The organism is Pseudomonas sp., assembly GCF_050739775.1.
In the GTDB taxonomy this organism is placed as follows: domain Bacteria; phylum Pseudomonadota; class Gammaproteobacteria; order Pseudomonadales; family Pseudomonadaceae; genus Aquipseudomonas.
This window is the reverse complement of sequence record NZ_JBOICA010000008.1, coordinates 113,180-134,561: the sequence shown is the minus strand read 5'-3', so window position 1 is coordinate 134,561 and position 21,382 is coordinate 113,180. Positions and strand designations below refer to the sequence as shown.

Annotated in this window: 16 protein-coding genes; 11 read left to right on the top strand and 5 right to left on the bottom strand. The window is 61.4% G+C overall.

The window, feature by feature from the left end:
- Positions 1–159: 159 nt before the first annotated feature.
- The 3 genes from secB to ACRESH_RS06685 are packed head-to-tail and all read right to left on the bottom strand — an operon-like array spanning position 160 to position 1,362.
- Entirely contained in the window at positions 160–648 is a 489-nt protein-coding gene (gene secB / locus ACRESH_RS06695; RefSeq protein WP_431741226.1) for a protein-export chaperone SecB, read from the bottom strand.
- 41 nt (positions 649–689) lie between these two features.
- The gene (gene grxC / locus ACRESH_RS06690; RefSeq protein WP_431741225.1) at positions 690–944 is read right to left on the bottom strand and encodes a glutaredoxin 3; all 255 of its coding nucleotides are present in this window, start codon (positions 942–944) and stop codon (positions 690–692) included.
- Position 945: 1 nt separating this feature from the next.
- Positions 946–1,362, bottom strand: coding sequence for a rhodanese-like domain-containing protein (locus tag ACRESH_RS06685; RefSeq protein ID WP_431741224.1), 417 nt, complete (start codon positions 1,360–1,362; stop codon positions 946–948).
- Between the two features lie 215 nt (positions 1,363–1,577).
- Between ACRESH_RS06685 and gpmI the strand changes: the two genes are divergently transcribed.
- The 4 genes from gpmI (at position 1,578) to ACRESH_RS06665 (ending at position 6,720) form a co-directional block, all read left to right on the top strand.
- A complete protein-coding gene (gene gpmI / locus ACRESH_RS06680; protein ID WP_431741223.1) occupies positions 1,578–3,113 on the top strand; it encodes a 2,3-bisphosphoglycerate-independent phosphoglycerate mutase in 1,536 nt (511 codons plus the stop codon).
- Between the two features lie 128 nt (positions 3,114–3,241).
- The gene (locus ACRESH_RS06675) at positions 3,242–4,525 is read left to right on the top strand and encodes a murein hydrolase activator EnvC family protein (protein ID WP_431741222.1); all 1,284 of its coding nucleotides are present in this window, start codon (positions 3,242–3,244) and stop codon (positions 4,523–4,525) included.
- 93 nt (positions 4,526–4,618) lie between these two features.
- Positions 4,619–5,941, top strand: a complete 1,323-nt coding sequence (locus ACRESH_RS06670; RefSeq protein WP_431741221.1) for a S41 family peptidase — start codon at positions 4,619–4,621, stop codon at positions 5,939–5,941.
- Positions 5,942–5,949: 8 nt separating this feature from the next.
- Positions 5,950–6,720 carry a divergent polysaccharide deacetylase family protein gene (locus ACRESH_RS06665; protein WP_431741220.1) on the top strand — a complete coding sequence of 257 codons (771 nt, stop codon included), beginning with the start codon at positions 5,950–5,952 and terminating at the stop codon, positions 6,718–6,720.
- 126 nt (positions 6,721–6,846) lie between these two features.
- Here the strand turns inward: ACRESH_RS06665 and ACRESH_RS06660 are convergent, their stop codons facing one another.
- Entirely contained in the window at positions 6,847–8,850 is a 2,004-nt protein-coding gene (locus ACRESH_RS06660) for a BCCT family transporter (protein WP_431741219.1), read from the bottom strand.
- Between the two features lie 420 nt (positions 8,851–9,270).
- Between ACRESH_RS06660 and betI the strand changes: the two genes are divergently transcribed.
- The 7 genes from betI to trxC all read left to right on the top strand — a co-directional run bounded on the left by betI (position 9,271) and on the right by trxC (position 20,585).
- Entirely contained in the window at positions 9,271–9,936 is a 666-nt protein-coding gene (betI, locus tag ACRESH_RS06655; RefSeq protein WP_431741218.1) for a transcriptional regulator BetI, read from the top strand.
- A gap of 31 nt (positions 9,937–9,967) precedes the next feature.
- Complete coding sequence (betB, locus tag ACRESH_RS06650; protein WP_431741217.1) at positions 9,968–11,440, top strand: betaine-aldehyde dehydrogenase; 1,473 nt, start codon at positions 9,968–9,970, stop codon at positions 11,438–11,440.
- 80 nt (positions 11,441–11,520) lie between these two features.
- Positions 11,521–13,218: a choline dehydrogenase gene (betA, locus tag ACRESH_RS06645; protein ID WP_431741216.1), complete on the top strand. Its 1,698-nt coding sequence runs from the start codon at positions 11,521–11,523 to the stop codon at positions 13,216–13,218.
- 180 nt (positions 13,219–13,398) lie between these two features.
- Entirely contained in the window at positions 13,399–15,141 is a 1,743-nt protein-coding gene (locus ACRESH_RS06640) for a potassium/proton antiporter (protein ID WP_431741215.1), read from the top strand.
- A gap of 39 nt (positions 15,142–15,180) precedes the next feature.
- A complete protein-coding gene (gene mscK, locus ACRESH_RS06635; RefSeq protein WP_431741214.1) occupies positions 15,181–18,534 on the top strand; it encodes a mechanosensitive channel MscK in 3,354 nt (1,117 codons plus the stop codon).
- A gap of 58 nt (positions 18,535–18,592) precedes the next feature.
- Complete coding sequence (selO, locus tag ACRESH_RS06630) at positions 18,593–20,053, top strand: protein adenylyltransferase SelO (RefSeq protein WP_431741213.1); 1,461 nt, start codon at positions 18,593–18,595, stop codon at positions 20,051–20,053.
- A 97-nt stretch (positions 20,054–20,150) separates the two neighbouring features.
- Positions 20,151–20,585 (top strand): thioredoxin TrxC, encoded by a 435-nt coding sequence (trxC, locus tag ACRESH_RS06625; protein WP_431741212.1) that lies wholly within the window; start codon positions 20,151–20,153, stop codon positions 20,583–20,585.
- Here the strand turns inward: trxC and ACRESH_RS06620 are convergent.
- On the bottom strand, positions 20,582–21,355 hold the full coding sequence (locus ACRESH_RS06620) for a ParA family protein (protein WP_431741211.1): 774 nt from the start codon (positions 21,353–21,355) through the stop codon (positions 20,582–20,584). The two genes, trxC and ACRESH_RS06620, sit on opposite strands and share 4 nt — an antisense overlap.
- Positions 21,356–21,382 lie beyond the last annotated feature (27 nt).

The window sequence follows — 21,382 nt, the reverse complement described above, 5'->3', positions numbered from 1 at the left end:
GGGAACAGGCTGGTCTGGCTGCGGGACTCTCCTTGTATGTAGGCCATAACGAAAAATGCTCCGTATCCTTCGATACGGAGCATTCTCTTAAAGGGCCGGGCAGATTGCTAGGTTTTCACACAGTCTGGCAGGGCGCTTTTTCAATTCATCGCAACAGGCTTATTGCAGCGAAGGGGCTTCGCCAGCTTCCTGCATGCGTTGCATTTCCTGAGCGTAAAGGGCGTCGAAGTTGACCGGCGACAGCATCAGGGCCGGGAACGAACCACGGGTCACCAGGCTGTCCAGCGCTTCGCGAGCGTACGGGAACAGGATGTTCGGGCAGAACGCACCCAGGGTGTGGCTCATCGAAGCCGGATCCAGGTTCTTGATCAGGAAGATACCGGCCTGCTGGACTTCAGCAATGAAGGCCACTTCGTCAGCGTTCTTTACGGTAACCGACAGGGTCAGTACGACTTCATGGAAATCGCCTTCCAGACCTTTCTGCTTGGTGTTCAGGTCCAGGGCAACACTCGGCTCCCACTGCTGACGGAAGATTGCCGGGCTTTTCGGCGCTTCGAACGACAGGTCGCGCACATAGATGCGCTGCAGGGAGAACTGGGGTGCGCTTTCGTCGGCTGCGGCTGCTTCGTTGTTCTGTTGGTCAGTCATGACAGATCCTTCTTTCCAGGGTCTTTAATAGGGGTTCTGGTTCAAGCCTTGAGCAAACCGTCGAGCTTACCGGCGCGCTCAAGGGCATACAGGTCGTCGCAACCGCCGACGTGGGTGCTGCCGATCCATATCTGCGGCACCGAGGTACGGCCGGCCTTCTGGCTCATTTCGGCGCGCACTTGTGGCTTGCCATCGACCTTGATCTCTTCGAACGCCGCACCTTTGCTTTCGAGCAGGTACTTGGCGCGCGAGCAGTAAGGGCAGTAGTCGCTGGAATAGACGATGACGTTGGCCATGTCACTTCACCAGCGGCAGGTTGTCAGCTTTCCAGCTCGACACCCCACCGGACAGCTTGGCAGCGGTGAAGCCGGCCTTGAGCAGTTCGCGGGCAGTGGTGCCAGCGTGCTGGCCCATGGCATCGACCACGATCAGGGTCTTGTTGGCCTTGTGCTTTTCCAGCTCGCCGATACGCGCGGCGAATTTGTCCTGCGGAATGTTCAGGGCACCGACGATATGGCCAGCCGCGTAGTCCTTGGTCGAACGGATGTCGACAACCAGGCCTTTATCGCTGTTAACCAGTGCGGTCAGTTCGCCAGTGCTCAGGCTGCGTCCGCCTTTGCGGGCTTCGGTGACAATCAGCAGCACCAGCAGAACGACGAAGATGCCAACCAGCAGATAGTGATTTGTTGCGAATTCAATCAGGTGAGCAACCATCGGAGGGTGTTCCAGGCCATTAAAAATGTTGGCCAGTATACACAGCCCCCAAGGTCGGCCAAAGCCCGCCCGAGCGGCTTGTCGGCAGTAATTCTCATCTACTGCCTGCAGTCCGTCGGCCAGCGCCCGGCGGCGCACAAGGTTAATTCGTCATTCATGGCCAATTTGCCCTAAAATGCGCGTCTTTATCATCTGAACAACCGTGAGTGGGATTGATGACGAGCACGCCAAAACCTTTGGTCCTGATCATCCTGGATGGTTTCGGTCACAGCGAAAGCCACGAATACAACGCCATCTACTCGGCCAACACGCCGGTCTACGATCGCCTGCGCGCCACCCAGCCGCACGGCTTGATCTCCGGCTCCGGCATGGACGTCGGCTTGCCTGACGGGCAGATGGGCAACTCCGAGGTTGGCCACATGAACCTCGGTGCCGGCCGTGTGGTGTACCAAGATTTCACCCGGGTAACCAAGGCCATCAAGGACGGCGAATTCTTCGACAACGCCGTGCTCTGCGGCGCAGTCGACAAGGCTGCGGGCGCCGGCAAGGCCGTGCATATCCTCGGCCTGCTTTCCGATGGCGGCGTGCACAGTCACCAGGACCACCTGATCGCCATGGCCGAACTGGCCGCACAGCGTGGCGCCGAAAAAATCTACCTGCACGCCTTCCTCGACGGTCGCGACACCCCGCCGAAAAGCGCGCAGTCATCAATTGAGCTGCTCGACGCCACCTTTGCCAAGCTGGGCAAGGGCCGTATCGCCAGCCTGATTGGCCGCTACTTCGCCATGGACCGCGACAACCGCTGGGACCGCGTATCGGCGGCCTACAACCTGATCGTCGACAGTGCTGCCGAATACAACGCCGACAGCGCCCTGGCCGGTCTGGAAGCTGCCTACGCCCGTGGCGAGAGCGATGAATTCGTCAAGGCCACGCGTATCGGCGAAGCAGTCAAGGTCGAAGACGGCGATGCGGTGATCTTCATGAACTTCCGCGCCGACCGCGCCCGCGAACTGTCGCGAGTGTTCGTCGAAGCCGACTTCAACGAATTCCCACGTGCGCGCCTGCCGAAACTGGCCGCATATATCGGCCTGACCCAGTACTCGGCGAAAATCCCGGCCCCAGCCGCCTTTGCCCCGGGCAGCCTGGACAACGTGCTCGGCGAATACCTGGCCAAGAACGGCAAGACCCAGCTGCGCATCGCCGAAACCGAGAAGTACGCCCACGTCACCTTCTTCTTCTCCGGCGGTCGCGAAGAGCCGTTCGAAGGCGAAGAGCGCATTCTGATTCCGTCGCCGAAGGTCGCTACCTACGACCTGCAGCCGGAGATGAGCGCTCCGGAGGTCACCGACCGCATCGTCGAAGCCATTGAGCAGCAGCGCTACGACGTCATCGTGGTCAACTATGCCAACGGCGATATGGTCGGCCACAGCGGCGTGTTCGAAGCTGCGGTCAAAGCGGTCGAAGCCCTGGACCTGTGTGTCGGGCGCATCGTCGAGGCGCTGGACAAGGTCGGTGGCGAAGCCCTGATCACCGCCGACCACGGCAACGTCGAGCAGATGGAAGACGCCTGCACCGGCCAGGCGCACACTGCTCACACCACCGAGCCGGTACCGTTCATCTATGTCGGCAAACGCACCGTTCAGGTCCGCGAAGGCGGTGTGCTGGCCGACGTGGCACCGACCATGCTCAAGCTGCTGGGCCTGGAAAAGCCTGCAGAAATGACCGGCACCTCGATCCTGATCAACGCCTGAAGCCGCTAAACCGGCCGTAACGGTCGGTTTTCCGGACAAACGCCTCAATGCAGTTGCCTTGAGGCGTTTTTTTTGCCGCCTGCGGCGGGCATACTAGGCCAGTCTCTATCCCTGGTGTCGCCCACTCCATGTTTCGCGCCCTGATCGTTCTAGCCTTGTCTTGCCTGCTCAGCCCGGCGTTTGCCGACGAGCGCGCGCAAACCCAGCAGCAACTGGACGCCACGCGTCAGGACATTGCCGAGCTGAAAAAAATGCTCGGCCAGTTGCAGCAGGAAAAATCCGGTGTGCAGAAAGACCTGCGCAGCACTGAAACCGACATCGGCAAGCTGGAGAAGCAGGTGGAGGCCCTGCAACAGGAACTAAAAAAGACTGAAGGCGAGCTGGAACGCCTTGATCACGAGAAAAAAAAACTCCAGAGCGCCCGCGTTGAACAACAACGCCTGATTGCCATCCAGGCCCGTTCGGCCTACCAGAACGGCCGCGAGGAATACCTCAAGCTGCTGCTCAACCAGCAGAACCCGGAAAAATTCGCCCGCACCCTGACCTATTACGATTACCTGAGCCAGGCGCGCCTTGAGCAGTTGCGCAACTTCAACGAAACCTTGCGTCAGTTGGCCAACGTCGAACAGGACATCAGCTTGCAGCAAGCCCAGTTACTGGCTCAGCAGGGCAACCTCGATGCCCAGCGCCAGGAGCTGGAAAAAGTACGTACCGAACGCCAACAGGTGCTGGCCAAGCTGAACACTGACGTCAAAGCCCGCGACCAGAAACTACAGGCGCGCGAGCAGGATCAGGCCGACTTGAGCAAAGTCCTCAAGACCATCGAGGAAACCCTCGCCCGCCAGGCCCGTGAAGCCGAAGCCGCCCGTCAAAAGGCCCTGCTCGTGGCCCAGGAGGCGGAAAAACAGCGCCAGCGCGAAGCCCTGGCGGCCAATAGTGATGCGCCGAGCAAGCCAAAGGCTATTCCCGGCCCACTGGTTTCCAGCAGCGGTGAAACCTTCGGCGGTGCTTTTTCTTTGGCCCGAGGAAAACTTCCATGGCCGGTCAATGGTCGATTGCTGGCACGCTTTGGCGAAACCCGCGGGGATGATTCGCGGGCAAAATGGGACGGTGTGATGATCAGCGCCTCTCCAGGCAGCCAGGTGCGCGCCGTGCATGGCGGCCGGGTGGTGTTTGCCGACTGGTTGCGCGGCGCTGGACTTCTGGTCATTCTCGACCATGGTAATGGTTACCTGAGCCTCTATGGCCATAACCAGAGCCTGCTCAAGAGCGCCGGAGACGTCGTCAAGGCCGGCGAGGCTATTTCCACCGTCGGTAACAGCGGCGGCCAGAACAGCTCGGGGCTGTACTTCGCCATCCGCCAGCAAGGTCGCCCAAGCGACCCCGCACAATGGTGCCGCGCCCAGGGATAGGGACCACCAACACCTTATTTGACGGCGCAGCACGACATCGGGCTACGCCGAGGCTCCAACCGGAGCGCTACCAGGATCAGGAGTTCGTTCGACATGCTGCATTCGCCTCGCCTCACCTCGCTGGCCCTGACCATCGCCATGGTCCTCGGCGCGCCCCTGGCCCGTGCGGCCGAGCCCGCCAAGCCGACCGCTGTGCCGGCCACGACGGTATCAGCCTCTGCCAAGGCGCCACTGCCGCTCGATGAGCTGCGCACCTTCGCCGAGGTCATGGACCGGATCAAGGCGGCCTATGTCGAACCGGTAGACGACAAGACCCTGTTGGAAAACGCCATCAAGGGCATGCTCAGCAACCTCGACCCGCATTCGGCCTACCTGGGCCCGGAAGATTTCCAGGAGCTGCAGGAAAGCACCAGCGGCGAGTTCGGCGGTCTGGGCATCGAGGTCGGCATGGAAGATGGCTTCGTCAAGGTAGTGTCGCCAATCGATGACACCCCGGCCTCCCGTGCCGGGATCGAGGCCGGTGACCTGATCGTCAAGATCGACGGCCAGCCGACCCGCGGCCAGACCATGACCGAAGCGGTCGACAAGATGCGCGGCAAGATCGGCGAGAAGATCACCCTGACCCTGGTGCGCAACGGCGGCACGCCCTTCGACGTGACCCTTGCCCGCGCAGTCATTCAGGTCAAGAGCGTCAAGAGCCAACTGCTCGAAGACGGCTACGGCTATATCCGCATCACACAGTTCCAGGTCAAGACCGGCGAGGAAGTCGGCAAGGCCCTGGCCAAGCTGCGCAAGGACAATGGCAAGAAGCTGCGCGGCCTGGTCCTGGACCTGCGCAACAACCCCGGTGGCGTACTGCAGTCGGCGGTGGAAGTGGCTGACCACTTCCTGAGCAAAGGCCTGATCGTCTACACCAAAGGCCGTATTGCCAACTCCGAACTGCGCTTCTCTGCCGATCCGGCCGACACCAGCGAAGGCGTGCCATTGGTGGTGCTGATCAACGGTGGCAGCGCTTCCGCCTCGGAAATTGTCGCTGGTGCCCTGCAGGACCAGAAACGCGGCGTGCTGATGGGCACCGACAGTTTCGGCAAGGGCTCGGTGCAAACCGTACTGCCGTTGAACAACGATCGCGCGCTCAAGCTCACCACTGCGTTGTACTACACCCCGAACGGTCGCTCGATCCAGGCCCAGGGCATCCTCCCGGACATCGAGGTGCGTCAGGCCAAACTGACCGCCGAGGCGGACAACGACAACTTCAAAGAAGCCGACCTGCAGGGCCACCTGGGCAACGGCAACGGCGGTGCTGATCGACCATCAGGTAGCAGCAAACGCAAGGAGCGCCCGCAGGACAATGACTTCCAGCTCAGCCAGGCCCTGAGCCTGCTCAAGGGCTTGAGCATTACTCACAGTAAGTGATCCCCTGCATGCGTTACCTGCTTCTCCTGCTGTACCTGTTGGGCGGCGCCGTGATCGCGGCGCCTGCCCAACAGGGCAAGGCCTACATGAGCCTGATCATCGACGATCTTGGCCAGAACACCGCCCGCGATAGCCGCACCTTGGCCCTGCCCGGCCCGGTGACCATGGCGATCATGCCCGACACACCTCACGCCACTGAATTCGCCCGCCAGGCCCACAAAGCAGGCAAAACGGTGATCCTGCACATGCCTATGGACCCGGCCACCGGTCCTTACGCCTGGCACCCCGGTACGCCGTTGCCAGAGCTGGCCCAGCGCCTGGAAGCCGCCCTGGCCAAGGTGCCCTACGCCGCCGGGATCAATAACCACATGGGCAGTCGCATGACCTCGCAAGCCGAGGCCATGGCCTGGCTGATGGACGAGCTACAGCGCCGTCACCTGTTTTTCGTCGACAGCCGCACCAGTGCCGCCACGGTGGCGGCGGCCAGGGCCCAAGTGCTCGATCTGGCGCATGTTTCACGGGATGTATTCCTGGACGATGTACGCACCCCCGAGGCGATTGCCGGGCAATTACGCCAAGGCATCGAACTGGCACGCAAACAGGGATCAGCCGTATTGATCGGGCACCCCTACCCACAGACGCTCGAGGTGCTGGAACGGGAAATGCCCCGGCTAAAAAACCAGGGCATTGAACTAATCACCATTCGGCAGATGATTGCAGAGCGTAGCAATCTGGCCATGCCGGCCCATGGCCGACAGGGCCGTTACACCAATCGATGAATTCAAGCGCTGCGACGCCCTTCGATTCAACAAGCACCGGTGTTACATATTGCTGGCCGCCAAGACCAGAAACGACAAGGGCCCTGTTCTCGCGAACAGGGCCCTTGTCATCACACGGCGTGCAGGTTAGCTGTAAACCCGGCCCAGCAACTGGCGATGGCTCTCGAACTGGTCAAGCACATCACGGGTGATCTGATCAGGCGTGAAGCCCATCAGATCGTACTCCTGGCTACCGTTGTGCAGGTACACCTCGGCACGGTAGAAGCGCTGGCGCACTTCGCTTTCACCTTCGACCGGCGCTTCGCTTGGCGCGGCCAGATAACCGTCCAGGCTCACTTCGTAGACGAAAGGATTGCCCTCTTCCATCATCACCCGCAGGCCCATGGTCGAACGTGACTGACCGACGCGGGTCTCCACTTCAACGCCGAGGTTACGCAGTTGCACTGCGGCCTCCTTCAGCGCTGGGCTGACCTGCTTGTCCATGAAGCGCTGGACCATTGCCTGGGTCGGTTGCAGGTCGAGCTGGCTCAGGCGCTCGCTGAAGCCGCGACGACCGCGGGCCGCCAGCTCGGCTTGTTCCTGTTCGATCTGGCTATCCTGCTTCATGGCCTTGTACAGACCGAACATGAACAGCACCAGCACCACCGAGAACGGCAAGCCGGCCAGTACCACCATGGTCTGCATGGCGGCGAAGTTGCCGGCAAACAGCAGACCGATGGTCACCAGGGTGATCACCACCGACCAAAACACTACCATCCAGTGCGGCGCGTCCTCGTCGACCTGGCCGCCTTTGCACGACAGGTTGGCCATCATCACCGCGCCAGAGTCGGCCGGGGTGAGGAACAGCACGAAGCCGACGAACACCGCCACACCAATGACAATCTTGGCCGCCGGGAAGAATTCCAGCAGTTGGTAGATCGACATCGACGGCTGCTCAAGCGCGGTCTTGCCCAGCTCCACGGCGCCATGATTCATCACCAGGTCCAGCGCGGTGTTGCCGAAGATCGACAGCCAGGCCAGGGTGAAGCCCAGCGGGATCAGCAGAACGCCAGCAACCAGTTCACGCACGGTGCGGCCCTTGGAGATACGGGCGATGAACATGCCGACGAACGGCCCCCAGGAAATCCACCAGGCCCAGTAGAACACGGTCCACAGCCCAAGCCAGCGCTCGGACTTGCCCGCCTGGTCTTCATAGACGTAGAGATCGAAGGTCTTCAGCACGATGCCGTTGAGGTAGTCGCCGATGTTCTGTACGAAACCGTTGAGCAGGTGCAGGGTGTCACCTGCCAGCAGGACGAAGATAAACAGGCCGCTGAACAGGATGATGTTCAGGTTCGACAGGCGACGGATGCCGTTCTCTACGCCGGAAACTGCGGCCACTGTGGCCACTGTGGCCATGACCAGAATCACGATTAGCAGGTTGGTCTTGCTGTGGTCCATGCCGAACAGGTATTCCAGGCCCGAGGCCACCTGCATCGAACCGATGCCTAAATTGGTCACCAGACCCAGCAGCGTCACGAACATGCCGAAGATGTCCACCGCGTGACCGGCGCCACCCTTGACCCACCGCTCGCCCATCAGCGGGTACAGCGCCGAGCGCAGTGCCAGCGGCTGGTTGTGACGGTAGGCGAAGTAGCCCACAGCCAGACCGACCAGAGCGTAGATCGCCCAGCCGTGCAGGCCCCAGTGCAGGAAGGTCAGCTGCAGGCCCTGGCGCGCCGCCTCGGCGCTGGCTGCGGTGCCTTCTGGCGGGTTGAAGTAGTGATCCAGCGGCTCGGAGGCACCGAAGTACAGCAGCGAGATGCCGATACCCGAGGAGAACAGCATGCCGGCCCAAGCGCCATAGCTGAAGTCGGGTTTGTCGTCCTTGCCGCCAAGCTTGAGCTTGCCGAAACTGGAGAAGGCCAGAACGATCACGAATACCAGGTAGCCGCCGATCACCAGCATGTAATACCAGCCGAAGCTGCGTGTCAGCCAGGTCTGGGCGACGTTGAGCACTTCGCCGGCTTTCTCAGGTACAGCGATAAGCAAGGCAGTCAACACGAGGATCAGCAACGCGGAGGTGATGAACACCACGCTATTGACCCGGACCCTCTCGGTAGGGGTCTTGATAAGGGAGGCAGAACTCATTGCACGTAGGCTCCGGGCAGTGCGAGAGAAACGAAAACAACCTTTCCCTGAGCAAATGGTGCAATAGCCCCACTGCAGCAGGTGTTATAAAAGCACTTTGAAAAACCGTGATCCCGAATCGATTGCGTTGAAAAAAACAGACCAAAAGTCCCTCTTCGAGGATTGAGCGCGCAGTCAGCGACCGCCCGGCAGATCTGTTCAACGCACCGCTTACACCCGTAAACACCTTGTATTCCGGGGGTTCCACGCCTTTTTGGGGTGCCAATTTGGGCCAGCTGACGGCAGGAAAAACCTGTCAATGGCACAGATTGTCGCAGAGCTTATTCTTTGTTGATTGAACGTTCAATCAAAACAAAATAGACTGGCCTTCGCCGAGGCAGCCGCTCGTCGACTGCTCGCAGGCCTGAGGAGATTTGCAAGATGCCCAAGGTCGGTATGCAACCCATTCGCCGCCAGCAGTTGATCGAAGCCACATTGCTGGCTATCGACCAGGTCGGCATGGGTGACGCCAGCATTGCGCTGATCGCCCGTTTGGCCGGTGTGTCGAATGGCATCATCAGTCACTACTTTCAGGACAAGAACGGCCTGATCGCAGCGACCATGCGGTACTTGATGAGCGTGCTGAACGAGAACGTCGTCGCCAACCGGCAGGCGCTCAAGGACCACAGCCCGCGCGCCCACCTGCAGGTGATCATCGAAGGCAACTTCGACGCCAGCCAGGTCAACGGCCCGGCAATGAAAACCTGGTTGGCCTTCTGGGCCTCCAGCATGCACCAGCCGTCTTTGCACAGGTTGCAGCGGATCAACGATCACCGCTTGTATTCCAACCTGTGCTGCCAGTTCCGCCGCTCCCTGCCGTTGCCTGAAGCACGCAGCGCGGCCCGCGGACTTGCAGCGTTGATCGACGGTCTGTGGCTGCGCGGAGCGCTGTCCGGAGACGCCTTCGACACCGACCAGGCGAAACAAATCGCTTACGAATACATGGATCTACAACTGGCGAAACAGACGAGCCCGGACACACAAAACCAGGCCTCTGAACCACCGCGCGCCGCGATTGCCCAACAAGCAGGAGCGCTGCACGGATAGCCAAACACACCTATGCACTTGCGAGGACACTATGGCCCGTTTCGAACTGCAAAAACTCTACATTGATGGTGGTTATGTCGACGCTTCCAGCGACGCTACCTTCGACGCCATCAACCCGGCCAACGGCGAAGTCCTCGCCCAGGTGCAACGCGCCAGCAAAGAAGACGTCGAGCGCGCAGTAGAAAGCGCCGAGCGCGGCCAGAAAGTCTGGGCCGCGATGACCGCCATGCAGCGTTCGCGCATCCTGCGCCGCGCCGTCGACATCCTGCGTGAGCGCAACGATGAGCTGGCCGCCCTGGAAACCCTGGACACCGGCAAGTCCTACTCCGAAACCCGTTATGTCGACATCGTCACCGGCGCTGACGTCCTGGAGTACTACGCAGGCCTGGTACCGGCCATCGAAGGCGAGCAGATCCCGCTGCGCGACAGCTCGTTCGTCTACACCCGCCGCGAGCCGCTGGGCGTGACCGTCGGTATCGGCGCCTGGAACTACCCGATCCAGATCGCCCTGTGGAAATCCGCGCCAGCCCTGGCTGCCGGCAACGCGATGATCTTCAAGCCGAGCGAAGTCACTTCGCTGACCACCCTGAAACTGGCCGAGATCTACACCGAAGCTGGCCTGCCAGACGGCGTGTTCAACGTCCTGACCGGCAGCGGCCGTGAAGTCGGCACCTGGCTGACCGAGCACCCGCGCATCGAGAAAGTCTCGTTCACCGGCGGCACCGACACCGGCAAGAAAGTCATGGCCAGCGCCTCGAGCTCCTCGCTCAAGGAAGTCACCATGGAACTGGGCGGCAAGTCGCCACTGATCATCTGCGAAGATGCCGATCTGGATCGCGCTGCCGACATCGCCATGATGGCCAACTTCTACAGCTCGGGTCAGGTGTGCACCAACGGCACCCGCGTGTTCATTCCAGCCTCGCTGAAAGCGGCCTTCGAAGCCAAGATCGCCGAGCGCGTTGCGCGTATCCGCGTTGGCAACCCTGAAGACGAGAACACCAACTTCGGCCCACTGGTCAGCTTCGCCCACATGGAAAACGTCCTGGGCTACATCGCCAAGGGCAAGGAAGAAGGCGCACGCGTACTGTGCGGCGGCGAGCGTCTGACCGACGGCGAATTCGCCAAAGGCGCGTTCGTGGCCCCGACCGTGTTCACCGATTGCCGTGACGACATGACCATCGTCAAGGAAGAAATCTTCGGCCCGGTGATGAGCATCCTCTCCTACGAAACCGAAGAAGAAGTCATCCGTCGTGCCAACGACACCGACTTCGGCCTGGCTGCCGGCGTCTGCACCAACGACATCAGCCGCGCCCACCGCATCATCCACCAGCTGGAAGCCGGCATCTGCTGGATCAACGCCTGGGGCGAGTCGCCAGCCGAAATGCCGGTTGGCGGTTACAAGCAGTCTGGTGTCGGCCGTGAAAACGGCGTGAGCTCGCTGGCTCAGTACACTCGCATCAAGTCGGTACAGGTCGAGCTGGGCAACTACAACTCGGTGTTCTAAGCACCCCTGTAGCCGCGCCCGGTCCGCAAGGTCCGGGCGCTTCCCGCTTTCCTGACTACTGCCAAAATGAGGGAACAGAAATGTCCCATGAATTCGATTACATCATCGTCGGTGCCGGCTCTGCCGGTAACACCCTGGCGACCCGCCTGACCGAAGACCCAGGCGTTACTGTCCTGCTGCTCGAAGCCGGTGGCCCGGACTACCGCATGGATTTCCGCACCCAGATGCCTGCCGCCCTGGCTTTCCCGCTGCAGGGTCGTCGTTACAACTGGGCTTACGAGACCGATCCTGAGCCCCACATGGACGGCCGCCGGATGGAATGCGGTCGCGGCAAAGGCCTGGGTGGCTCATCGCTGATCAACGGCATGTGCTACATCCGTGGCAACGCCATGGACTTCGACGGCTGGGCAGAACTGCCAGGCCTGCAAGACTGGACCTACCTGGATTGCCTGCCGTACTTCCGCAAAGCGGAAACCCGCGACATCGGTCCGAACGACTACCACGGCGGCGAAGGCCCGGTCAGCGTGACCACGCCTAAAGCCGGCAACAACCCGCTGTTCCACGCCATGGTCGAAGCCGGCGTGCAGGCCGGTTACCCACGCACCGAAGACCTCAACGGCTACCAGCAGGAAGGTTTCGGTCCGATGGACCGCACCGTGACGCCTAAAGGCCGTCGCTCCAGCACCGCCCGCGGCTACCTGGACACCGCCAAGAAGCGCTCGACGCTGACCATCGTCACCCATGCCCTGAGCGATCGCGTACTGTTCGACGGCAAGCGTGCCGTAGGCGTGACCTACCTGGTCGGCGCCAGCGAAGAGCGTGTGGAAGCCCGTGCGCGCAAGGAAGTCATCGTCTGCAGCGGTGCCATCGCTTCGCCGCAACTGCTGCAACGCTCCGGTGTCGGCCCGGCCGAACTGCTGAAAAGCCTGGACATCCCGGTGGTCCACGACCTGCCGGGCGTCGGTGAAAACCTGCAGGACCACCTGGAACTGTACCTGCAATACGCCTGCACCCAGCCGGTGTCCCTGTACCCGTCGCTGCTCTGGTACAACCAGCCGGCCATCGGTGCCGAGTGGCTGTTCAACGGTACCGGTATCGGCGCCAGCAACCAGTTCGAGGCCGGTGGTTTCATCCGCACCCGCCCGGAATTCAAATGGCCGAACATCCAGTACCACTTCCTGCCCGTTGCGATTAACTACAACGGCAGCAATGGCGTACAGGAACACGGTTTCCAGGCGCACATGGGTTCGATGCGCTCGCCAAGCCGCGGCCGCATCCAGGCCAAGTCGAAAGACCCGCGTCAGCACCCGAGCATCCTGTTCAACTACATGGCCACCGAGCAGGACTGGCAGGAATTCCGCGACGGCATCTGCCTGACCCGCGAAATCATGGCTCAGCCGGCGCTGGATGCCTACCGTGGCCGCGAGATCAGCCCGGGCGCCGATGTGCAGACCGACGAGGAACTGGACAAGTTCATCCGCGAGCATGCCGAAACCGCGTTCCACCCGTCCTGCTCGTGCAAGATGGGCACCGACGACATGGCCGTGGTCGATGGCCAGGGTCGCGTGCATGGCATGCAGGGCCTGCGTGTGGTCGACGCCTCGATCATGCCGATCATCATCACCGGCAACCTCAACGCCACCACGATCATGATCGCCGAGAAAATCTCCGACAAGATCCGTGGCCGCCAGTCGTTACCGCGCAGCACTGCCAAGTACTACGTCGCCAACGAGGCACCGGTCAAAGGCAAGGCTATGCGTGAGGTAAAGCAGGCCTAATGCCCCGCGATAAGGCCCGCCAAAGCAACACAAAACAGGCACCCGATGGGTGCCTTTTTTATACCTGCGATTAACCCTTTACAGCCCGCCAACCCCTCAGGTTAGAATCCTTGGCACGCGACCTGCTTAGCAAAGAAAGCACGCCGCCCCTCCTTTCTGATTTTCCCCGGAGTACTACCTTTGGATGCGTCCACCATCAATAGCCTGTTCTTGATCGGCGCATTGCTGGTAGGTGCAAGTATTCTGGTCAGCTCACTGTCATCGCGCCTGGGCATCCCGATCCTGGTCATCATCCTCGCAGTCGGCATGATCGCTGGCGTGGATGGCGGCGGCATCATCTTCAACAACTACCCGGCCGCCTACCTGGTGGGCAACCTGGCATTGGCCGTGATCCTCCTCGATGGCGGTTTGCGCACGCGCGTGGCGAGTTTCCGCGTAGCCCTGTGGCCGGCGCTGTCGCTCGCCACGGTCGGCGTGCTGATCACCACCGGGCTGACCGGCATGGCCGCTGCCTGGCTGTTCGACCTGAGTCTGATCCAGGGCCTGTTGATCGGTGCCATCGTCGGCTCCACCGACGCCGCAGCCGTGTTCTCCTTGCTCGGCGGCAAAGGCCTGAACGAACGGGTAACCGCCACCCTGGAAATCGAATCGGGCAGCAACGACCCGATGGCCGTGTTCCTCACCGTCACCCTCATCGACATGATCGCCAGCGGCCAGACCGGCCTGCACTGGAGCCTGCTTACCCACCTGCTGCGCGAGTTCGGTATCGGCGGCCTGCTGGGCCTGGGCGGCGGTTGGCTGATGCTGCAGATGGTCAACCGCATCAACCTGGCCGGCGGCCTGTACCCGATCCTGGTGGTGGCCGGCGGCCTGGTGGTGTTCTCCCTGACCAACGCCTTGCACGGCAGTGGCTTCCTCGCTGTCTACCTGTGTGGCCTGGTACTGGGCAATCGGCCGATCCGCAGCCGCCACGGTATTCTGCATATGCTCGATGGCATGGCGTGGCTGGCGCAGATCGGCATGTTCCTGGTCCTCGGCCTGCTGGTCACCCCGCACGACCTGTTGCCAATCGCCCTGCCCGCCCTAGGCCTGGCGCTGTGGATGATTATCTTCGCCCGGCCCTTGTCGGTGGTTGCCAGCCTGCTGCCATTCAAGGCCTTCCACGGCCGTGAGAAAGCCTTTATCTCCTGGGTCGGCCTACGCGGTGCGGTGCCCATTATTCTCGCGGTGTTCCCGCTAATGGCCGGGCTGCCCGATGCCCAGCTGTTCTTCAACCTGGCGTTCTTTATCGTTCTGGTCTCGCTGTTGGTGCAAGGCACCAGCCTGCCATGGGTGGCCAAGCTACTCAAAGTAACGGTGCCGCCGGACCCGGCGCCGATCTCCCGTTCGGCCCTGGAAGTGCACATCACCAGCGAGTGGGAACTGTTCATCTACCGCCTCGGTGCGGAAAAATGGTGCATCGGCGCCGCCCTGCGCGAGCTGAAAATGCCCGAAGGCACCCGTATCGCCGCCCTGTTTCGTGGCCAGCAACTACTCCACCCGTCGGGAAGTACCACCCTGGAAGTCGACGACCTGCTGTGCGTGATCGGCCACGAACACAACCTGCCAGCCCTCGGCAAGCTGTTCAGCCAGGCACCGCAACGCGGTCTTGATTTGCGCTTCTTCGGTGACTTCGTGCTCGAAGGTGACGCAGAACTGGGGGCTGTAGCGGCGTTGTACGGTTTGCAGCTCGACGGCCAGGACCCGCATATGCCGCTCAGTCGCTTCATTACCCAGAAGGTTGGCGGTGAGCCGGTGGTCGGTGACCAGATCGAATGGAACAACACACTATGGACGGTGGCGGTGATGGAAGGGAACAAGATCAGCAAAGTGGGCGTCAAATTCCCCGAAGGAACTCGACCCGGCCCCGGCTTGTTCCTTTAAACTCAAACCTTCGCCCCTGCTTGCAAGAATTTTCTGCCTATGTCTCTGCGCACCTCCATATGCGCAGCCCTGCTCGGGCTGTGTCTGTCACTCTCCTACGCCTGGGCGGCAGAACCGCCAACCCGTGCGTCCATTCAACACAGCCTGGACAAGATCGCCGAGCGCAAACTGCCGGAAGCTGAGCAGAAAGCCCTGCAGCAGGTTCTCGAAAAGACCCTGACCTTCCTCGGCAATAAGGAAGAGAGCGAGAAAAAGCTCGTCGCACTCAAGCAACAACTCAACGATGCGCCGCGCCGGACCAGCGAGAACCAACGCGAACTGGCCAAGCTCAATGAAAGCAAGGTGGTCGCCGTGGCCCAGCGCTACGCCGCGCTGAGCGTACCGCAGCTTGAACAGCTACTGGCAGAGCGCACCACCGAGCAGGGCGAACTGCAGAAAGCCCTGTCTGAAGCCAACAGCCTGACCATCACCTCCCAGACCCGCCCAGAGCGGGCCCAGGCTGAAATCAGCGCCAACCAGACCCGCGTCCAGCAGATCAACAACAGCCTCAAGCTCGGCAAGGATGGCGGTAAACCGCTGACTGCAGATCTGCGCAACCAGCTCAACGCCGAACTGACCGCGATCAATGCCTTGACCCTGCTGCGTCGCCAGGAACTGGCCGGCAACAGCCTGTTGCAAGACCTCGGCAACAGTCAGCATGACTTGCTGATTGAACGTGCCACACGCCTGGAACAGGAAATCCAGGACCTGCAGACGCTGATCAACCAGAAGCGCCTGGCCCAGTCCCAACAGACCGTTACCGAGCAGTCCATCGAAGCGCAGAAGGCCGGCGGTAGTACCTTGTTGGCCACCGAAAGCGCAGCCAATCTCAAACTCTCCGATTACCTGCTGCGCAGCACCGACCGCCTCAACGAGCTGACTCAGCAGAACCTCAAGACCAAGCAGCAACTGGACAGCCTGACCCAGGCCGACCAGGCCCTGGAGGAGCAGATCAGCGTACTCAAGGGCAGCCTGCTGCTGTCCAAGATCCTCTACAAGCAGAAACAGGCCCTGCCGCACCTGAAGGTCGACCGCAACCTGGCCGACCAGATCGCCGATATCCGCCTGTACCAGTTCGAGATCAACCAACAGCGCGAACAGATCACCAGCCCGAGCAGCTACGTCGACAAACTGCTCGCCAATCAGCCCGAGGAGAACGTCACCCCACAACTGCGCAAAGCCTTGCTGGAAGTGGCGATTACCCGCAGCGACCTGCTGGAACGACTCAATCGCGAACTGAGCTCCCTGCTCAACGAATCCATCACCCTGCAGCTGAACCAGAAGCAGTTGCTCAGCACCTCCCAGAGCTTGCGCACCACACTCGACGAGCAAATGTTCTGGATCCCGAGCAACAAGCCACTGGAGCTGGAATGGCTGCGAACCGTCCCCGATCGCCTGCACAAGCAGTTGGTCAGCTTGCCCTGGGGATCCGGAATCAAGGAGCTGGGCGATGGCCTGGTCCAGCGTCCACTGCTGTTCTTGCCGCTATTGTTGTTGATCGGCGCCCTGCTGTGGCGACGCAAATACCTGTATAACCGTCTGAACAAAGTTCACCAGGACGTCGGCCACTTCAAGCGCGACAGCCAGTGGCACACACCCCAGGCGATCCTGATCAACATCCTCCTGGCCATGCCCCTGAGTCTTGGCCTGGCCCTGTGCGGTTACGCCCTGCAAATCGATGCCCGTGGGCAGAACGCCAACCTCGGTGCCGCCCTGTGGCAGATCGCCCAGGCCTGGCTGGTGTTCTACACCGCTTACCGAGTACTGGCCCCCGGTGGCGTTGCTGAATTGCATTTCCGCTGGGACAAATCGCAAGTCGAATTCCTGCGCCGCTGGATTCGCCGCCTGGGTGCCGTGGTACTGGCGCTGGTCGGCGTGGTCGCGGTGGCAGAACACCAACCCTCAGCCCTGGCTGACGACGTGCTCGGCATTGGCGTGGTACTGACCTGCTATGCCTTGATGACCTGGCTGCTCAGCCGCCTGCTGCTCAGCAGCCCGGCGCACCGCAACACCTCGCTGTTCCGCCAGGCCGTGGGCGTGGCCTTCACCGCCCTGCCGATCGCCTTGTTCATCGCCGTGTGCTTTGGCTACTACTACACCGCGCTGAAGCTCACCGACCGCCTGATCGACACCCTCTACCTGCTGATGTTCTGGCTGGTGATCGAGGCCGCGTTCGTCCGCGGCCTGGCCGTGGCCGCCCGGCGCCTGGCCTACCAGCGGGCACTGAGCAAGCGCCAGGCGAGCACCAAGGAAGGGCTCGATGGCGAAGTCATTGTCGAAGAACCGACCCTGGACATCGAACAGGTCAACCAGCAGTCCCTGCGCCTGATCCGCCTGGCGCTGCTCGGCGGCTTCATCGCGGCGCTGTACTGGGTCTGGTCCGACCTGATCAGCGTGGTCGCCTACCTCGACAACATCACCCTGTACGAGTACACCAGCGGCACTGGCGCGACCATGAGCATGGTACCGATCAGCCTCAGTGACATGCTCGGCGCCCTGGTCATCATCGGTATCACCATCGCCCTGGCCGGCAACTTGCCGGGCTTGCTGGAAGTACTGGTGCTGTCGCGCCTGAACCTGGCCCAGGGCAGCGCCTACGCCACTACTACGCTGCTGTCCTATGTAATTGCCGGGGTCGGCTTCGTCTCGACCCTCTCGGCCCTCGGCGTCAGCTGGGACAAACTGCAGTGGCTGGTGGCCGCGCTGTCGGTAGGCCTGGGCTTCGGCATGCAGGAGATCTTCGCCAACTTCATCTCCGGCATCATGATCCTGTTCGAACGCCCGGTACGCATCGGCGACACCATTACCATCGGCAACCTGTCCGGCACGGTGAGCAAGATCCGTATCCGCGCCACGACCATTACCGACTTCGACCGCAAGGACATCATTGTCCCGAACAAGACCTTCATCACCGGGCAACTGATCAACTGGTCGCTGACCGACACCATCACCCGCGTCACCCTCAAGCTCGGTGTCGACTATGGCTCGGATCTGGACCTGGTGCGCTCCCTGCTGCTCAAGGCTGCCAACGACAACCCGCGGGTGCTCAAGGAGCCTGAACCGATTGTCTACTTCCTGAACTTCGGCGAGAGCACCCTGGACCACGAACTGCGCATGCACGTGCGTGACCTGGGCGACCGCAACCCGGTGCTGGATGAGATCAACCGCTTCATCAACAAGGAATTCAAGAAACAGAAGATCAACATCTCGTTCCGGCAGATGGAGGTCTACCTGAAGAACATGCAGGGCCAGGAATACAAAATGGTCCCGGTGGAGAGTCTGGACAAGACCGTGACTCAGCCGCTCAGCGATGACCACAAGCCGAGCGGCTCGCCCCCCGGCAAACCCGCCTGACTGGACGTCAACGGCCATAGCCTTGCAGAATGATCGGATATTCTGCTGGAGATGGCCGTTGAAAGCCCTCGACGAACTGACCTTCGACAACCGTTTTGCCCGCCTGGGCGACGCCTTTTCAACTTCAGTGCTCCCCGAGCCGATTGCCGAGCCGCGCCTGGTGGTAGTCAGCGAGGCCGCCATGGCCCTGCTCGACCTGGAGCCGAGCGAAGCGCACTCACCGGTGTTCGCCGAACTGTTTGGCGGACACAAGCTATGGAGCGAGGCCGAGGCGCGGGCCATGGTCTATTCCGGGCACCAGTTCGGCGGCTATAGCCCGCGCCTGGGGGATGGCCGCGGCCTGTTGCTGGGCGAGGTCTGCAACGACGCTGGCGAGCATTGGGACCTGCACCTCAAGGGCGCCGGAGAGACGCCTTATTCGCGCATGGGCGACGGTCGTGCCGTACTGCGTTCCTCGATCCGCGAGTTCCTCGCCAGCGAAGCCCTGCACGCCCTGGGCATTCCCAGCAGCCGCGCTTTGTGCGTAATCGGCTCAACCACACCGGTATGGCGCGAAACCCAGGAACGCGCCGCCATGCTCCTGCGCCTGGCACCGAGCCATGTGCGCTTCGGTCATTTCGAGTATTTCTATTACACCCGCCAGCCCGAGCAGCAGCGCGTCCTCGCCGAGCATGTGCTGAAGCTGCATTTCCCCGAATGCCAGAGCGATCCCGAACCGTACCTGGCAATGTTTCGCAGCATCGTCGAACGCAACGCCGAACTGATTGCCCTGTGGCAGGCTTATGGCTTCTGCCATGGGGTGATGAACACCGACAACATGTCGATCCTGGGCATCACCTTCGACTTCGGCCCGTTCGCCTTCCTCGACGACTTCGACGCCAACTTCATCTGCAATCACTCCGATGACCAAGGCCGCTACAGCTACAGCAACCAGGTGCCCATTGCCCACTGGAACCTCAGTGCCCTGGCCCAGGCGCTGACGCCGTTCATCAGTGTCGAGGCGCTGCAGGAAACCCTGGCGTTGTTCCTGCCGTTGTACCAAGCCCATTACCTGCACCTGATGCGCCGTCGCCTGGGCCTGCTGCAAGCAGAGGATGGCGATAAAGTACTGATCGAACGCCTGCTGCAACTGATGCAGCCCGGCGCGGTGGACTACACCCTGTTCTTCCGCAAGCTCGGCGACCAGCCCGCCGAAGCGGCTGTGCGTGTGGTGCGCGATGATTTCGTCGACCTCGCCGGTTTCGACGGCTGGGCGCAGGACTACCTGGCACGCCTGCAGCGCGAGCCAGGCAACAGCGAAGGCCGCCGCGAACGCATGCACGCGGTCAACCCGCTGTACATTCTGCGCAACTATCTGGCGCAGCGCGCCATCGAAGCCGCTGAAGGCGGTGATTACGAAGAAGTGCGGCGCCTGCACCAGGTGCTGTGCAAGCCGTTCGAGGAGCAGCCGGGGATGGAGGCTTATGCCGAACGCCCGCCGGAGTGGGGCAAGCATCTGGAGATCAGCTGCTCATCTTGACCCCTGTGGGCTTGCCCGCGATTGCGGTTTGTCAGTTACATCGCATCGCGGGGCAAGCCCGCCCCCACAGCCCCTACAACTAATTCCTGGAGTACCAATGACCGACCCGCTCGTGATCCCCTGCCCTCACTGCAACGGCCTGAACCGCATCCCTGCTGAGCGCCTCGGCGATACGCCAAAATGCGGCCGCTGCAAAAGCCCGGTTCTCCTGAGCAAACCCTTCGACCTCAAGCAAGGCGACTACGCCAGCCAGATCAAGGGCGACCTGCCGCTGCTGATTGACGTCTGGGCTGACTGGTGCGGACCATGCAAATCCTTCGCGCCGATCTTCGAGCAAGCCGCCAACCAGCTCAGCGGCCGCTGTCGCCTGGCAAAACTGGACAGCGAGGCCAACCAGCAATTGGCCGGGCAATTGGCAATTCGTTCGATTCCCAGCTTGATCCTGTTCAAGAATGGCCGGGAAGTGGCGCGTCAAAGCGGCGCATTCCCACTCCAACAACTACTGGAGTGGCTGCGCAGCCAGGGGATCTAGGTGTTTTCTTCGAGCAATGCGTGCAGTTCGACAAACTGCTGGGTCAGCTTGTGCCGCGGCTCCAGGTGAATCAACGGCCGGCTGGCCTGGTGTGACTCACGCATCTTCACCGAACTGTTGAGGTACACCGGCAGCACCGGCAGGCCTTCGGCCAGCAGTTCGTCGAGCATCTGCTGCGGCAGGCTGGCACGGGCCTGGAACTGGTTGACGACAATGCCCTCAACTTGCAGACCTTCGTTGTGATCGTCCTTGAGTTCCTCGATTTCAGCCAGCAGGCCATACAGTGCCTGGCGTGAAAAACTGTCGCAATCGAAAGGAATCAACACACGATCAGCAGCAATCAACGCCGAAACTGCGTAAAAATTAAGCGCTGGCGGCGTATCCAGATAGATCCGCTCATAGTCTTCGTCCAGCTCGTCGAGCAGTTTGCGCAGCTTGTTGATCTTGTGCTTGGCCTCAAGCTTGGGCTGCAGGTCAGCAAGCTCCGCGGTGGCGGTCACCACATGCAGGTTGTCGAAGGGGGTTTGGTAGATATCGACCTTGCTCTTCTTGGCAAACGGCCCGGACGACAGGGTCTGCTTGAAGAAATCGGCAATGCCCATGGGAATGTCGTCGCCGGTCAGCCCGGTGAGGTACTGGGTCGAATTGGCCTGGGCATCCAGGTCGATCAACAGGGTTCGATAGCCTTCATTGGCACTCACCGCCGCCAGGTTGCAGGCGATGCTCGACTTGCCCACACCACCTTTCTGATTGAACACCACGCGCCGCATGGAAAGACCTCCGTGTGTCAGGGAATG

Coding starts and splice junctions, on each gene's coding strand:
- secB (WP_431741226.1), bottom strand. CDS start 648: ATGACTGACCAACAGAACAACGAAGCAGCCGCAGCCGACGAAAGCGCA.
- grxC (WP_431741225.1), bottom strand. CDS start 944: ATGGCCAACGTCATCGTCTATTCCAGCGACTACTGCCCTTACTGCTCG.
- ACRESH_RS06685 (WP_431741224.1), bottom strand. CDS start 1,362: ATGGTTGCTCACCTGATTGAATTCGCAACAAATCACTATCTGCTGGTT.
- gpmI (WP_431741223.1), top strand. CDS start 1,578: ATGACGAGCACGCCAAAACCTTTGGTCCTGATCATCCTGGATGGTTTC.
- ACRESH_RS06675 (WP_431741222.1), top strand. CDS start 3,242: ATGTTTCGCGCCCTGATCGTTCTAGCCTTGTCTTGCCTGCTCAGCCCG.
- ACRESH_RS06670 (WP_431741221.1), top strand. CDS start 4,619: ATGCTGCATTCGCCTCGCCTCACCTCGCTGGCCCTGACCATCGCCATG.
- ACRESH_RS06665 (WP_431741220.1), top strand. CDS start 5,950: ATGCGTTACCTGCTTCTCCTGCTGTACCTGTTGGGCGGCGCCGTGATC.
- ACRESH_RS06660 (WP_431741219.1), bottom strand. CDS start 8,850: ATGAGTTCTGCCTCCCTTATCAAGACCCCTACCGAGAGGGTCCGGGTC.
- betI (WP_431741218.1), top strand. CDS start 9,271: ATGCCCAAGGTCGGTATGCAACCCATTCGCCGCCAGCAGTTGATCGAA.
- betB (WP_431741217.1), top strand. CDS start 9,968: ATGGCCCGTTTCGAACTGCAAAAACTCTACATTGATGGTGGTTATGTC.
- betA (WP_431741216.1), top strand. CDS start 11,521: ATGTCCCATGAATTCGATTACATCATCGTCGGTGCCGGCTCTGCCGGT.
- mscK (WP_431741214.1), top strand. CDS start 15,181: ATGTCTCTGCGCACCTCCATATGCGCAGCCCTGCTCGGGCTGTGTCTG.
- trxC (WP_431741212.1), top strand. CDS start 20,151: ATGACCGACCCGCTCGTGATCCCCTGCCCTCACTGCAACGGCCTGAAC.
- ACRESH_RS06620 (WP_431741211.1), bottom strand. CDS start 21,355: ATGCGGCGCGTGGTGTTCAATCAGAAAGGTGGTGTGGGCAAGTCGAGC.